General features: G+C 65.4%; 12 protein-coding genes. 8 read left to right on the top strand and 4 right to left on the bottom strand.

The genetic code is table 11. The features are described from left to right. The first annotated feature begins 5 nt into the window (after window positions 1–5). From FAS41_RS14625 to FAS41_RS14610, 4 genes are all read left to right on the top strand, one after another. Window positions 6–479, top strand: coding sequence for a thioesterase family protein (locus FAS41_RS14625; RefSeq protein ID WP_138523395.1), 474 nt, complete (start codon window positions 6–8; stop codon window positions 477–479). Window positions 480–484: 5 nt separating this feature from the next. Then, entirely contained in the window at window positions 485–1,414 is a 930-nt protein-coding gene (locus tag FAS41_RS14620) for an alpha/beta hydrolase (protein WP_138523393.1), read from the top strand. A gap of 13 nt (window positions 1,415–1,427) precedes the next feature. After that, on the top strand, window positions 1,428–2,606 hold the full coding sequence (locus tag FAS41_RS14615) for a gamma-butyrobetaine dioxygenase (RefSeq protein ID WP_138523391.1): 1,179 nt from the start codon (window positions 1,428–1,430) through the stop codon (window positions 2,604–2,606). Window positions 2,607–2,987: 381 nt separating this feature from the next. Continuing rightward, window positions 2,988–3,239, top strand: coding sequence for a hypothetical protein (locus FAS41_RS14610; RefSeq protein WP_138523389.1), 252 nt, complete (start codon window positions 2,988–2,990; stop codon window positions 3,237–3,239). Between the two features lie 4 nt (window positions 3,240–3,243). On the opposite strand, the gene FAS41_RS14605 is transcribed toward FAS41_RS14610, so the two are convergent. The 3 genes from FAS41_RS14605 to FAS41_RS14595 form a co-directional block, all read right to left on the bottom strand. Next, entirely contained in the window at window positions 3,244–4,707 is a 1,464-nt protein-coding gene (locus tag FAS41_RS14605) for a hypothetical protein (RefSeq protein WP_138523387.1), read from the bottom strand. Between the two features lie 159 nt (window positions 4,708–4,866). After that, a complete protein-coding gene (gene gbdR, locus FAS41_RS14600; protein ID WP_024766695.1) occupies window positions 4,867–5,973 on the bottom strand; it encodes a choline metabolism transcriptional regulator GbdR in 1,107 nt (368 codons plus the stop codon). A 385-nt stretch (window positions 5,974–6,358) separates the two neighbouring features. Then, entirely contained in the window at window positions 6,359–7,735 is a 1,377-nt protein-coding gene (locus FAS41_RS14595; RefSeq protein WP_138523385.1) for an L-serine ammonia-lyase, read from the bottom strand. Window positions 7,736–8,068: 333 nt separating this feature from the next. Between FAS41_RS14595 and FAS41_RS14590 the strand changes: the two genes are divergently transcribed. From FAS41_RS14590 to choV, 4 genes are all read left to right on the top strand, one after another. After that, a complete protein-coding gene (locus tag FAS41_RS14590) occupies window positions 8,069–9,007 on the top strand; it encodes a choline ABC transporter substrate-binding protein (RefSeq protein WP_138523383.1) in 939 nt (312 codons plus the stop codon). Window positions 9,008–9,248: 241 nt separating this feature from the next. Then, the gene (locus FAS41_RS14585) at window positions 9,249–10,190 is read left to right on the top strand and encodes a choline ABC transporter substrate-binding protein (RefSeq protein WP_138523381.1); all 942 of its coding nucleotides are present in this window, start codon (window positions 9,249–9,251) and stop codon (window positions 10,188–10,190) included. Window positions 10,191–10,244: 54 nt separating this feature from the next. Further along, a complete protein-coding gene (gene choW, locus FAS41_RS14580) occupies window positions 10,245–11,084 on the top strand; it encodes a choline ABC transporter permease subunit (RefSeq protein ID WP_138523379.1) in 840 nt (279 codons plus the stop codon). A 5-nt stretch (window positions 11,085–11,089) separates the two neighbouring features. Beyond that, window positions 11,090–12,268 (top strand): choline ABC transporter ATP-binding protein, encoded by a 1,179-nt coding sequence (gene choV / locus FAS41_RS14575; RefSeq protein ID WP_138523377.1) that lies wholly within the window; start codon window positions 11,090–11,092, stop codon window positions 12,266–12,268. 283 nt (window positions 12,269–12,551) lie between these two features. Here choV and FAS41_RS14570 read toward each other — a convergent pair whose 3' ends face one another. Further along, window positions 12,552–13,562 carry an alpha/beta fold hydrolase gene (locus FAS41_RS14570; protein WP_138523375.1) on the bottom strand — a complete coding sequence of 337 codons (1,011 nt, stop codon included), beginning with the start codon at window positions 13,560–13,562 and terminating at the stop codon, window positions 12,552–12,554. Window positions 13,563–13,704: the final 142 nt, after the last annotated feature.

The following is a 13,704-nucleotide window of genomic DNA, read 5'->3' as shown; positions in this document are numbered from 1 at the left end:
AAACCATGCACGCCCTGAAAACCTGCGAAACCCCCATCCTCGCCGAGTGGACCGACTACAACGGCCACCTGCGCGACGCCTTCTACCTGCTGCTGTTCAGCTACGCCACCGACGCCCTGATGGACCATCTGGGCCTCGACGCTGAGCATCGCGCCGCGACCCACGATTCCCTGTTCACCCTCGAAGTGCACCTCAACTACCTGCACGAGGTGAAGGAGGGCGAGAAGGTTGAAGTGCGCACCCAGCTGATCGCCCACGATCGCAAGCGCCTGCACGTTTTCCACAGCCTGCACCGTGCCGGCGAAGACCTCGCCCTGGCCGCCAGCGAGCAGATGCTGCTGCACGTGAATCTCGAGGGAGGTGCGCGCTCTGCACCCTTCGAAGGTGTGGTGCTCGAGCGCGTGCTGGCGCTGGCCGAAGCCCATCGTCCACTGCCGCGTCCAGACTACGTTGGCCGCGTCATCGGCCTGCCGGGCTGAGCGGCATGAACCGGCGCTATCCGCTGTCGGATGCCATGCAGGCCTTCGTCGCCGAGACGGAGGCTCACCCACTGGCCGGCCCGACGCTCGATGCCCAGCGGGAAAACTACGAGCGCATGGCGGCGGCGTTTGCGCCATCGGTTCCGCCGGGCCTGCGGGTCCGCGACATTCGCCCCGAAGGTCTGGTCGAGCTGCGTCTGTACCGGCCTGAAGGCGCGCCGCCGGCGAAAGGCTGGCCCACGGTGTTCTACATCCATGGTGGCGGCTGGGTGCTGGGCAGCGCCCGCAGCCACGACATGATCTGCATTCCCCTGGCTGCCGAGCTGGGCGCACTGGTGGTCGCCATCAGCTACCGGCTGGCGCCCGAGCACCCTTATCCCGCCGCCCTCAACGATTGCCTCGACACCTGGCGACGCATTCACCAGGACGGCCTCGGCGAGCCTGTGGACAAGTCCCGCATCGCTGTGGCCGGCGACAGCGGCGGCGCCAACCTCGCCGCCGCGCTTTGCCTGGCCCTGCGCGGCAGTGGTGAAGCATTGCCACTGAGCCAGGCGCTGATCTACCCCGCGCTGGGTAACCTCGACACCCCCTCGCGCACCACCTGCGCCGACGCGCCGCTGATGACCAGCGCCGCCGTTGACGACTACCTCGCCGCTTACCTTTCGCGCACCGCCGACTGGCGTGACCCGCTGGCGCTGCCACTGTTGGCCGAGGACCTCGGCGGCCTGCCGCCGGCCTTCATCGCCGTCGCCCAGTTCGACCCATTGCGCGACGACGGCGCGCTGTACCGCGACCGCCTGCGTGAAGCGGGCGTGGCCGTGGATTACTTCCCCGGAGCCGGCCTCGTCCATGGCTGCCTGCGCGCTCGTCGCGTGGCGGAAGTGGATGCCCTGCGCGGCGCCTTGATCGCGGCCCTGCGCCGCAGCCTGAGCTGACAAGGAGAAGAGCATGGAAACGACGCTGGAACGTCCCACCATCGCCGACTGGCGCACTTATCCACAGACCGCCGCGCTGACCTCGCTGCGTCCGCAGGCAGACCGCCTCGACCTGGTCTGGGACGACGGCCGGGTCAGCCCCTTCCATCACCAATGGCTGCGCGACAACTGCCCGTGCGGCGAATGCGTCTACGCGGTTACCCGTGAGCAGGTGCTGGAGATCATCGACGTGCCCGCCGACCTCGCCCCCGAGCGGGCCGCCATCGAACTGGGCTACCTGTGTGTGCACTGGAGCGATGGACACCGCAGCCAATTCGACCCAGGATGGCTGCGCGCCCATGCCTATGACGATGACTCCCGCGCCGAACGCCTGGCCGCACATCAGACCACCCGCGTCTGGCGCCGCGACTTCGAAGTGCCGGTGTTCCAGCACGACCAGCTGATGGAGGACGACTCGGCGCTGCTGGAGTGGATGCTCGCGCTGCGCGACCTCGGCCTCAGTCGCGTGGATGGCGTGCCCACCGCACCCGGCTCGCTGCACCGCATCGCCCAGCGCATCGCCTTCATCCGCGAGACCAACTTCGGCGTGTTGTTCGACGTGAAGTCCAAGGCCGCCGCCGCCGACAGCAACGCCTATACTGCCTTCAACCTGCCGCTGCACACCGACCTGCCGACCCGCGAGCTGCAACCGGGCCTGCAATTCCTGCACTGCCTGGTGAACAACGCCGACGGCGGCGACAGCGTGTTCGTCGACGGTTTTGCCATCGCCCAGGCGCTGCGCGACGAAGCGCCGGAAGACTTCCGCACGCTCTGCGAGATGCCCATCGAATTCCGCAACAAGGACCGCCGCAGCGACTACCGTTGCCTGGCGCCGGTGATCGCGCTGGACGCGCGGGGCGAGATCAGTGAAATCCGCATCGCCAACTTCCTGCGCGGTCCCTTCGACGCACCGGCCGAGCGCATGGAGGCGCTGTACCACGCGTGGCGCGCCTTCCTCTCGCTGACCCGCGATCCGCGCTTCCGCCTGCAACAGAAGCTGCGTGCCGGGCAGATGTGGTGCTTCGACAACCGCCGCACCCTGCACGCCCGCACCGCGTTCGACCCGGCCAGCGGCGAACGGCACCTGCAGGGTTGCTACATCGACCGCGACGAACTGCTGTCGCGCATCCTGGTGTTGCAGCGCGGGCGTTGACCTTTCCGGTCTGGGCCAGGCGTTGTAGGAGCGAGCTGCTCGCGAACCGCCCAGCGATGGAGTCGCCGGATAGCCTGTTCGCGAGCAAGCTCGCTCCTACCCTTTCGCTTTCACCTGGACAAAAAAATCCCCTGCGGCGCCCGACGCGCGGCAGGGGACAAATCGAGCCGATTCGGGCTCTCAGTGTGCGAGGCCCTGCAACCGGCGCCGGTGCCGGTTGCGGGGTATGGAATCCAGTCTGCGCGTCGTGCCGCCGTCTCGGTTAGCCGAAAACGACCTGCGCTTGCTCGCCGCGGACATTCTGTCGGACAGGTGCTTGCCGCGCTCCTCGGGGCTTACCAGAATCGATGCAGACCCCTGCCGCTCCCAAGGAGACCCGCGATGATGCACGCCGACCTGATCGACCAGGACGATTTCCGCGAACGCCTGCAAGCGTTGGGTTTCGCCGTGCCGCCGGGCATCACCGCCGAGCAGGCCTGCGAGTACGCTGTGCGCGGCCTGACGCCGGAGCGTTCGCTGGCGCTGCGCCACCTGGTGGAGGAAATGCTCGCTGGAAACGCGACCCTGCTGCCCGCCGTGCGCGAGGCGATCTCCCGGCAGTTGCTGCCGGCGTTGGTGCCCAAGCCCTTGTGATCGCTCAGTGCAGGTCGGCGGCTACTTCCAGCGGGATGAGCGGGAAGCTGTCGCCAATGGGGTCGCCCAGCAGGGCCAGGTAGCGTCGGCCCTGGTCTTCCACCGTGACCTTTCGGCCAGCGTCCAGCGGCAGGGTCGGACAAAGCACGCGCAGCTCGTTCGCCTCGGGCAGCAGCAGGGCATGGCGGGGAGCACTTTCCTGCAGCTTGCTGCGCAGGCTGAGGCGGCAGGGACGCGGCTGCGAGGATAGCCAGCGACCGCGCAACTCATAGTGATCGCCGCCGAGCAGGTGGAGGCTTTCCACGTTTGCCAGCTGCCAGGAACTCCTGGGAGAAAGGCGGATGCCGAGCAGTTCGCCGACCGCAGGCGGGGGGGAGTCTTCCCAGCGTCCACTGAAGTGCTGGCCTGTCGTACGAGGCTGTACCAGTGGCAGGACGGGTGGAAGATTGGGTTTGAGTGCGGGGCGGCTGAATTCGATGTCCTGCGAGTGCGCGACCACTTCGTCCAACCCGCCACGGCCGCCGGAGTGCTGGGACCAGACATCGCTCGCTTCTTGCTGGCGTTCGAAGTGGCGTGCGTCGAGTTGGGTGTCGTCCGTGATGCCAAGGTGCGCAAGCAGTGCCGGGAAGCCCAGGCAGATTTGCCAGGGCTCGGCGTCGGGCTCCGCCTCACTCCAGCAGGCAAGCAGGTGGGCATTGAGGTCGAAGGCTGCGCCACCCTCGCTGCCGGCGGTGAAGCGCTTGAGCATGTCCCGCAGTTCATCGAGCACCAGGGCGAGTCCGCCCTCACGGCCGGCGACGTCGGGATCCAGAAACGGATGGTCGTCTTCTCGCTCCAGTCGCCAGCGACTTCCAGGTCGTTCCGGTTGGACATGCACGACGGAGGCGAACACCTGGGTCGATTCGATCAACGCCGGCAGGTATTGCGTGGGAATCTCCAGCGGCCGGGAGCCGGCGATGAGCAGGCAGTGCAGGTAGCCGCCGGCAATGGTCTGGCTCTGTGGTTCGAAAGCTTCGCCGTCATCGATGGGCAGGTGCTGGACTTCGAGCTTCAGGGCGCGCCCGTAGACCTGGTGCAGCAGGCTCCACAGTCCCGGCGGGGCGGAGTGATGGTTCTGCAGGCAGTTGCAGTGGATTTCCTGCAGGCTGCGCACCATGCGTTGCATCAGCAGGGCGGCGGTCTTGCGCTCGGCGCGGCGGGTGCGCAACAGGTACCAGTAGCCGCTGAGCAGCCGTCGGTGGAGGGCAAGGATGAGCTTTTCCGCCTTGTCCGCCCGCGCCTGTTCAAGGGCACTGGAGTGCTCGCCGAAGAGTTCGGTGAGGTGGCGGCTGACGTCGAAGATCTGCGGGCGCAGGCGTTCGAGTTGGCGCAGCAACTGGATGCCGGTCAGGCGCGAGTAGTCCAGTTCGATGGCCGTGCGGTACAGCTCCCGCGTTTGCTGGGCCAGGTAGTCGAGGGCGGTGTCCATGTGTCCCGTGATTCCGAAGGATGCTGGCGAGCCCTTCGGAGACTGCGGGATTCGGGACGGTTTGCGATTCAGACGAATCTGAATGATGGGGAGTCATGCGTCACAGGCATGAAAAAGGGAGGCCACGGGCCTCCCTTTTCGTTTCCCGGCAACTCGGGCTCAGAGCACCCGTACGCTGGCGAAGGTGGATTCACCCTGGGCCTGGCTGAGGGCCGAGATGGCCGAGGAGTTGGGCATGAGGGCGAGGTCCTGCGGGATAGGCATGACCATGACCGGCTGGCCGATGGGCTGGCCCTGGCGCTCGTCGCGCGGTGGGATGCCGAAGTATTCGCGGTAGCACTTGGAGAAGTGCGGCGTGGAGACGAAGCCGCAGACCGAGGCGACCTCGATGATCGACATCGACGTCTGCTTGAGCAACTGGCGCGCGCGGATCAGGCGCAGCTTCAGGTAGTAGCGCGACGGCGAGCAGTGCAGGTACTTCTGGAACAGGCGCTCGAGCTGGCGGCGCGAGACGTTGACGTAGACTGCCAGTTCGTCGAGGTCGATGGGCTCCTCGAGGTTGGCTTCCATCAGCGCGACGATTTCCTGCAGCTTGGGCTGGTTGGTGCCGAGCATGTGCTTGAGGGGCACGCGCTGATGGTCCTGCTCGTTGCGGATGCGCTCGTAGATGAACATCTCGGAGATTGCCGCCGACAGCTCGCGGCCGTGCTCGCGGCCGATCAGGTGCAGCATCATGTCCATCGGCGCGGTGCCGCCGGAGGAGGTGAAGCGGTTGCGGTCGATGGAGAACAGGCGGGTGCTCATGGCGACGCGGGGGAAGGCTTCCTGCATGGCGGCCAGGCATTCCCAGTGCACCGAGCAGTCGTAGCCGTCGAGCAGGCCGGCGCGGGCCAGGGCCCAGCTGCCGGTGCACACGGCGCCGAGCTTGCGACCCAGGCGCGCCTGGGCCTGGAGGAAGGTGGTGTGTTCGCGGGTGACGCTGCGCTGGATACCGACGCCGCCGACCACGATCAGCGTGTCCATTTGCGGGGCGCTGTCGCAGGCCGCGTCAGGGGTGATCTGCAGGCCGTCGCTGGCCCAGACCTGGCGGCCGTCGAGGCTCAGGGTGTGCCAGCGGTAGAGTTCGCGTCCGGAGAGCTGGTTGGCCATGCGCAGCGGTTCCACCGCGGAGGCCAGGGAGATCAGGGTGAAGTTGTCCAGCAGCAGGAAGCCGATGGACTGCGGAGCTCGGTTTTGCGGGGGAACTCCGGGGTTGAACGCGTTCATTCAGTCACCTCACGCTAGTCACAGTCGCCTCGCTGGAGGCGTTTCTTATGCTTGTTCTTCTGTCGGGAAATTCGCTCCGGGATCGCCCGGGGCTATTCCTCTGATTGCTCGCTACCCAATAGCAAGGCAAATGCCGTGCCTAGGTTGAATGGGCGTTCAATTAAAAAAGAAAACGGCATGGGAATGCCGTTTTTGCAGGCCCGGATTGCGACGCCTCGAAGGTCGCAAATACGCATGGATCGTGGCCTGGGGTTTTTGGTAGCACTCGCCGGTCACGCGACTGTCGGTGCTGTGCCCGGAACGGTAACGCCCTGTGTGTCGTCGGGACGGGTGTTCCGTTTGCGCCATCGGGGGGCGCGCCGAAAGGCGCGTGGTCGATTGCGGGTCAGCACTCGATGATGCTGACGGCCAATCCGCCGCGCGAGGTTTCCTTGTACTTGTCGTGCATGTCGGCGCCGGTGTTGCGCATGGTGCGGATCACCTGGTCGAGGCTGATGAAATGCTGGCCGTCACCGCGCAGGGCCATTTGCGCGGCGTTGATGGCCTTCACCGCGGCGATGGCGTTGCGCTCGATGCAGGGCACCTGGACGAGACCGCCGACCGGGTCGCAGGTCAGCCCGAGGTTGTGCTCCAGGCCGATCTCCGCGGCGTTCTCCACCTGTTCGGGGGAGGCACCGAGCACTTCGGCGAGGCCCGCGGCGGCCATCGCGCAGGCTGAGCCGACTTCGCCCTGGCAGCCGACCTCGGCGCCAGAGATAGAGGCGTTCTTCTTGCACAGGATGCCGACGGCGGCGGCAGCCAGGAAGTAGCGGGTGACGTCGTCGTCGCTGGCATCGGGGTTGAAGCGCATGTAGTAGTGCAACACCGCCGGGATGATGCCGGCCGCGCCGTTGGTGGGCGCGGTGACCATGCGCCCGCCGGCGGCGTTTTCCTCGTTCACCGCGAGGGCGAAGAGGTTGACCCATTCCATGGCGGAGAGGGTCGAGCCGATGACGTTGGGCTTGCCGATGTCCTGCAGGCTGCGGTGCAGGCGTGCGGCGCGGCGTTGCACGTTGAGGCCGCCGGGGAGGATGCCTTCCTGGCTCAGGCCGTTGTTCACGCTGTCGCGCATGGCCTGCCAGATGACCTTGAGGCCTTCGCGGATGTCGGTTTCGCTGCGCCACATGCGCTCGTTGGCCAACATCAGCTCGGACACGCGCAGGTTGTGGCGGCGGCAGAGCATGAGCAGTTCGGCGGCGCTGGCGAAGTCGTAGGGCAGCACGGTGCTGTCGGTGTCGAGGCTGCCGGAGGCGGCCTGCTCCTCGTCGACCACGAAGCCGCCGCCGATGGAGTAGTAGGTGTCGCTGTGCAGCACGTGGTCGCCTTCGATGGCGGTCAGGCGCATGGCGTTGGGGTGGTAGGGCAGGTTCTCCTCGAGCAGGCGCATGTCGCGGACCCAGTCGAAGGGGATCGCACGGCTGCCGGCCAGCAGCAGTTCGCCGGACTCACGCAGCGCGGCCATGCGCGGTTCGATCTGGCGCGGGTCGATGCGGTCCGGCCATTCGCCCATCAGGCCCATGATCACGGCACGGTCAGTGCCGTGGCCGACGCCGGTGGCGGACAGCGAGCCGTACAGGCGCACTTCCACGCGGCGGGTACGTTCGAGCATCTGCCGTTCGCGCAGGGCGCCGACGAACAGCGCGGCGGCGCGCATGGGGCCGACCGTGTGCGAACTGGAAGGGCCGATACCGATCTTGAACAGGTCGAACACACTGATTGCCATGCCGGACTCCGGGCGAGCTGCACGTCCATGGGGAGGGGGATAGGCACGTCCCTGTGCCCGCGATGCCCGGCCATCATCGACTCAAGTTCGGCGCCGGCTGCGTCCATCGGCGACGCAGCCGTATCCAATAACGCCGCCTGCGCACCCCGTCGGTGCAGGGCGCCAGGCCTCCTGTTCCGGGGCCGACGAAAGCTTGCCTCTTTACGACGCGAGCGCTGCGAACCACGACCGGTCGATAGGCGCAGGCGGTTGCGCTGTTCCATGATCCGCCACCGACGAACGGCCACGTTCGCCCGTATCCACCCCCATTCTCCGCAGTCAGAGGCTGGTCTCATGAAGAGTCTTGTGTCGTCGCTGTTGGCGTTATCCGTGGTACTACCGGGCGCCGTGCGCGCCGCCGAACCTGAATCCTGCACCGTGGTGCGCTTCGCCGATGTCGGCTGGACCGACATCACCGTGACCACCGCGGTGACCCGCCTGGTGCTCAGTCACCAGGGCTACCGCACGCAAGTGGTCCGGCTGTCGGTGCCGGACACCTACAAGGCGATGTCGGAGAAGAAGGTCGATGTGTTCCTCGGCAACTGGATGCCGAGCATGGCGAACGACATCAAGCCTTTCGCCGACAAGGGCCAGGTGGAAACGGTGGGTGCCAACCTCGAGGGCGCCAAGTACACCCTCGCGGTACCGCGCTACGCGTATGAGGCGGGCCTGAAGACTTTTGCCGATATCGCAAAATTCAAGGAACAGCTGGGTGGACGCCTCTACGGCATCGAGCCGGGCAACGACGGCAACCAGCTGATCCAGAAGATGATCAAGGAAAAAGCCTTCGGCCTGGGCGACTTCAAACTGGTGGAATCCAGCGAGGCGGACATGCTGGCCTACGTCAAGCGAGCCGGGGCCTTGAAGCAACCCATCGTGTTCCTGGGCTGGGAACCGCATCCGATGAATACCCGAATCCAAATGAACTATCTGGAGGGAGGGGATTCCTACTTCGGTCCCAATTATGGCGGTGCGACGGTCTTCACCAACGTCAGAGCAGGCTATCTTCAGGAGTGCCCGAATGTCGCGCGGCTGCTGAAGAACCTGAAATTCGACCTGGCGATGGAGAACCAGCTGATGGATGCGGTGCTCAACGAGCGACGCAATCCCCGCCAGGCCGCCAAGAGTTGGCTGAAGGCCAACCCGCAGGTGCTCGACGGCTGGCTGCAGGGTGTCGCTCCCAGCACATCGGGCGTGGTGCCAGGGGGCCAGAAAACCGCCGCCATGGAATGATCCGGGCCTCTGGAAGTCGCTGGAACCGGGCCTTTCCACTGGATGCGACATGGCTGGTGCTGAATACGACTTCGCCTGCACTGGATGCGACCCACCCGGTAGGCGACGAAATTTTCCTGCTCCATGATCGTTTACGAAATGACAACAAAAGGACCTGCGCCCCGAGGTCCCACTCATAATTCAGACCGCCGCGCCCCACTGTGGGCAGCGCCGGCGCCCCACCCCGCAGAGGAGTACGCTCATGAATGGTTGCAAGTCTTTGCTGCTGGCTGCTGTGTCCGTTTGCGCACCGCTGGCGGTTCAGGCCGCTGAACCTGAGTCGTGCGGCACGGTACGCTTCTCCGACGTCGGCTGGACCGACATCACCGTGACCACCGCTACTACCCGTCAGGTGCTCGAGTCGCTTGGCTACACCACCAAGGTCACCATGTTGTCCGTGCCGGTGACCTACAAGTCGCTGGCGAACAAGGACCTCGACGTGTTCCTCGGCAACTGGATGCCGAGCATGGCCAACGACATCAAGCCCTACGCCGACAACGGTTCGGTGGAGACGGTGAAAGCCAACCTCGAGGGCGCCAAGTACACCCTGGCCGTCACCCAGGCCGCTTACGACGGCGGGCTGAAGTCCTTCGCCGACATCGCCAAGTACGCCGACAAGCTGGGCAACAAGATCTACGGCATCGAGCCGGGCAACGACGGCAATCGCCTGGTCCAGGGCATGCTGGACAAGAACCAGTTCGACCTGGGCAAGTTCAAGCTGGTGGAGTCCAGCGAAGCCGGCATGCTCTCGCAGGTTGGCCGCGCCGACCGTCGCAACCAGTGGATCGTGTTCCTGGGTTGGGAACCGCATCCGATGAACACCCGCTTCAAGATGAAGTACCTCGAAGGTGGTGATGACGTGTTCGGCCCCAACTACGGCGGCGCGACCATCTACACCAACGTGCGCAAGGGTTACACCCAGGAATGTCCGAACGTCGGCAAGCTGCTGAGCAATCAGACCTTCACCCTGGACATGGAAAACAAACTCATGGACGCCGTGCTCAACGGGGGCAAGAAGCCCGAAGAGGCGGCCAAAGCCTGGTTGAAGGACCATCCGGAACTGCTCGACGCCTGGCTCGCCGGCGTGACCACCCGTGACGGCAAACCGGCCTTGGCGGCAGCCAAGGTGGCGTTCTCGAAATAAGAGCCGAAGTAATTGCCGTTGGCCGATTCCTCAAGCTTCTGATGGGCCCGCATTATGTTTCTGACTGACCACAAGCTACCGCTGGGCGAGCATATCGCCGCCTTCGTCGACTGGCTCACGCAACATGGCGCGTCGGTGTTCGACAAGATTTCCGACACTCTCGAGTTCCTCATCCACGGCGTCACCAACAGCCTGCTCTGGTTCAACCCGCTGGCGCTGATCGCGCTGATGGTCTTCCTGGTGTTCTACATCCAGCGCAGCTGGGGCCTGGCGGCATTCGCCCTGGCCTCGCTGCTGCTGATCCTCAACCTGGGGTACTGGCAGGAGACCATGGAGACCCTGGCGCAGGTGATCTTCGCCACGGTGGTGTGTATCGCCATCGGGGTGCCGCTGGGCATCCTGGCGGCGCACAAGCCCTGGTTCTACACAGGACTCAGGCCGCTGCTGGACCTGATGCAGACGGTGCCCACCTTCGTCTACCTGATCCCCACCCTGACGCTGTTCGGCCTGGGTGTGGTTCCAGGCCTGATCTCCACGGTGATCTTCGCCATCGCCGCGCCCATCCGCCTGACCTGCCTGGGTATCCAGGACGTGCCGGCGGAGCTGATGGACGCCGGCAAGGCCTTCGGCTGCTCGCGCTGGCAACTGCTGACGCGCATCGAGTTGCCGCACGCCATGCCGAGCATCGGTGCGGGGATCACCCAATGCATCATGTTGTCGCTGTCGATGGTGGTTATCGCCGCGCTGGTGGGTGCTGATGGCCTCGGCAAGCCGGTGGTCAACGCGCTCAACACCGCGGATATTTCCCTCGGCTTCGAGGCCGGTCTGGCCATCGTCCTGCTCGCCATCCTGCTTGACCGGGTGTGCAAGCAACGTTCGCTGCGGGGGAGGTAAGCACTATGTCGGCGATTCGATTCGAACATGTGGATGTGATTTTCGGCACCCACACCAAGGAAGCGCTCAAGCTGCTGGACCAGGGCCTGGGTCGCGAGGAAATCCTCAAGCGCACCGGCCAGGTGCTGGGTGTCGAGGATGCCTGCCTGGACGTCGACCGCGGCGAAATCTGCGTGATGATGGGCCTGTCGGGCTCGGGCAAGTCCAGCCTGCTGCGCTGCATCAACGGCCTCAACCGGGTCAGCCGCGGCAAGCTGCTGATCGAGCACGAAGGCCAGCAGGTGGACATCGCCAACTGCTCGCCGGCGGCGCTCAAGACCATGCGTACCAAGCGCATCGCCATGGTGTTCCAGAAGTTCGCGCTGATGCCCTGGCTGACCGTGGCCGAGAACATCGGCTTCGGCCTGGAAATGCAGGGCCGCCCGGCCAATGAACGGAAGAAGGTGATCGACGAGAAGCTGGAACTGGTCGGCCTGTCGCAATGGCGCGACAAGCGTCCGGATTCACTTTCTGGCGGCATGCAGCAGCGCGTCGGCCTGGCCCGCGCGCTGGCCATGGATGGTGACATCCTGCTGATGGACGAACCTTTCTCCGCGCTGGACCCGCTGATCCGCCAGCAATTGCAGGACGAGCTGCTGGTGCTGCAACGGCAGCTGCACAAGACCATCGTCTTCGTCAGCCATGACCTGGACGAGGCGCTGAAGATTGGTACGCGCATCGCAATCATGAAGGACGGCCGCATCATCCAGCATGGCAAGCCCGAGGAAATCGTGCTCAGCCCGGCGGACGACTACGTGCGCACCTTCGTCGCCCACACCAACCCGCTCAACGTGCTGTGCGGCTCCAGCCTGATGCGTGGCCTGGACCAGTGCCGCCGCCAGGCCGACGAGGTCTGCTTCGACCAGGGCCGCGACTGCTGGCTGGGCCTGACCGAATCGAACCAGATCAAGACCGCGCGCCAGGGCAGCAACATCATCGACCTGCAGCAATGGCGCCCGGGCGACCCGGTGGAGAAGCTCAAGCACGAGCCGACCCTGGTGGACGTCAACATCCGCATGCGCGATGCGCTGCAGATTCGCTACCAGACCGGCCACAAGCTGGTGCTGCAGGAGCAGAGCCGCGTGGTCGGCGTGCTCGGCGACAGCGAGCTGTACCACGCGCTGCTGGGCAAGAACCTGGGCTGATCCTCGCCTGAATCAAGAACGCCGGCTCCCTGTGAGGGGAGCCGGCGTTTTTGTGGGCGCGGTGTGGTGGCTCTTTCGTAGGAGCGAGCTTGCTCGCGAACGGATTACCCGGCGGCACTGGCGCTGGGCGGTTCGCGAGCAAGCTCGCTCCTACAGGTCTGCCCTGTACTGCACTTGTAGGATGGGTGGAGCGCAGCGATACCCATGCGGTGGTTGCACGCCAATTGATGGGTATCGCTGCGCTCCACGCCATCCTACGGACTACCCGGATGGCTCGGGGCTGTCAGTGCTTGAGGTCCGCCAGCCCCTTGAGCAGCGCCTCGTGGAAGCGCTTCGGGTCCTGGATCTGCGGCGCGTGGCCCATGTCGTCGAACTCCACCAGGGTGGCGTTGGGGATGGCCTTGGCAGTCGCCTTGCCTAGTTCGGCGTAGTTGCCCAGCTTGGGTTTGAGCTCGGCCGGGGCGATGTCCTTGCCGATCGCGGTGTTGTCCTTGGTGCCGATCAGCAGCAGGGTCGGCATCTTCAGCTGGCCGAATTCGTAGACCACCGGCTGGGTGAAGATCATGTCGTAGAGCAGCGCCGAGTTCCACGCCACGCGCTCGTGACCGGCACCGTTGAACAGGCCGGCGAGCATGTTCACCCACTTGTCGTACTCGGGTTTCCACTGGCCGGCGTAGTAGGTCGCCTGCTCGTACTGGCGGATGCTCTCGGCGCTGGTCTTCAGCTCGCGCTCGTACCACTGGTCGGGGGTGCGGTAGGGCACGCCGAGGGCTTTCCAGTCTTCCAGGCCGATGGGGTTGACCATCGCCAGCTGCTCGACCTGTTGCGGGTACATCAGTGCGTAGCGGGTGGCGAGCATGCCGCCGGTGGAGTGGCCCAGCAGGGTGATCTTGCCGATCTTCAGGTGCTCCAGCAGGGCATGGGTGTTGGTCGCCAGCTGCTGGAAGCTGTACTGGTAGCGCTCGGGCTTGGTGGATTTGCAGAAGCCGATCTGGTCCGGCGCGACGACGCGGTAGCCGGCGTCGCTCAGAGCCGCGATGGTGGTTTCCCAGGTGCCGGCGCAGAAGTTCTTGCCGTGCAGCAGCACCACGGTGCGGCCGTTGGGCTGTTTCTTGGGCTTCACGTCGATGTAGGCCATGTGCATGTGGTGGCCCTGGGACGCGAAGCTGTAGTGACCGACCGGGTAGGAGTAGTTGAAGCGCTCCAGTTCCGGACCGTAGGTGGGTTTGGATTCGGCGGCGTGCAGTGGCAGGGCGGCGGCCAACAGCAAGGCGGGTAGCCAGCGTCGGGACATCGGGGAGCTCTCCTGGTGGTGGGGCACGGGTCAGACAGCGGGAAACGCCATAGGTTGGCAGATTTCCGGGCGCGATGCCGCATGCAACGGTATCGAGATTGTAGGAGCGAAGGGGGGAGGCACCGTCGACAAGCTGGAATCG

It is taken from the genome of Pseudomonas nicosulfuronedens, from assembly GCF_005877905.1.
GTDB lineage: Bacteria > Pseudomonadota > Gammaproteobacteria > Pseudomonadales > Pseudomonadaceae > Pseudomonas > Pseudomonas nicosulfuronedens.
This window is presented reverse-complemented; position numbering and strand designations above follow the sequence as displayed.

Coding starts and splice junctions, on each gene's coding strand:
- choV (WP_138523377.1), top strand. CDS start 11,090: ATGTCGGCGATTCGATTCGAACATGTGGATGTGATTTTCGGCACCCAC.
- FAS41_RS14585 (WP_138523381.1), top strand. CDS start 9,249: ATGAATGGTTGCAAGTCTTTGCTGCTGGCTGCTGTGTCCGTTTGCGCA.
- FAS41_RS14590 (WP_138523383.1), top strand. CDS start 8,069: ATGAAGAGTCTTGTGTCGTCGCTGTTGGCGTTATCCGTGGTACTACCG.
- FAS41_RS14610 (WP_138523389.1), top strand. CDS start 2,988: ATGATGCACGCCGACCTGATCGACCAGGACGATTTCCGCGAACGCCTG.
- FAS41_RS14570 (WP_138523375.1), bottom strand. CDS start 13,562: ATGTCCCGACGCTGGCTACCCGCCTTGCTGTTGGCCGCCGCCCTGCCA.
- gbdR (WP_024766695.1), bottom strand. CDS start 5,973: ATGAACGCGTTCAACCCCGGAGTTCCCCCGCAAAACCGAGCTCCGCAG.
- FAS41_RS14595 (WP_138523385.1), bottom strand. CDS start 7,735: ATGGCAATCAGTGTGTTCGACCTGTTCAAGATCGGTATCGGCCCTTCC.
- FAS41_RS14605 (WP_138523387.1), bottom strand. CDS start 4,707: ATGGACACCGCCCTCGACTACCTGGCCCAGCAAACGCGGGAGCTGTAC.
- choW (WP_138523379.1), top strand. CDS start 10,245: ATGTTTCTGACTGACCACAAGCTACCGCTGGGCGAGCATATCGCCGCC.
- FAS41_RS14625 (WP_138523395.1), top strand. CDS start 6: ATGCACGCCCTGAAAACCTGCGAAACCCCCATCCTCGCCGAGTGGACC.
- FAS41_RS14615 (WP_138523391.1), top strand. CDS start 1,428: ATGGAAACGACGCTGGAACGTCCCACCATCGCCGACTGGCGCACTTAT.
- FAS41_RS14620 (WP_138523393.1), top strand. CDS start 485: ATGAACCGGCGCTATCCGCTGTCGGATGCCATGCAGGCCTTCGTCGCC.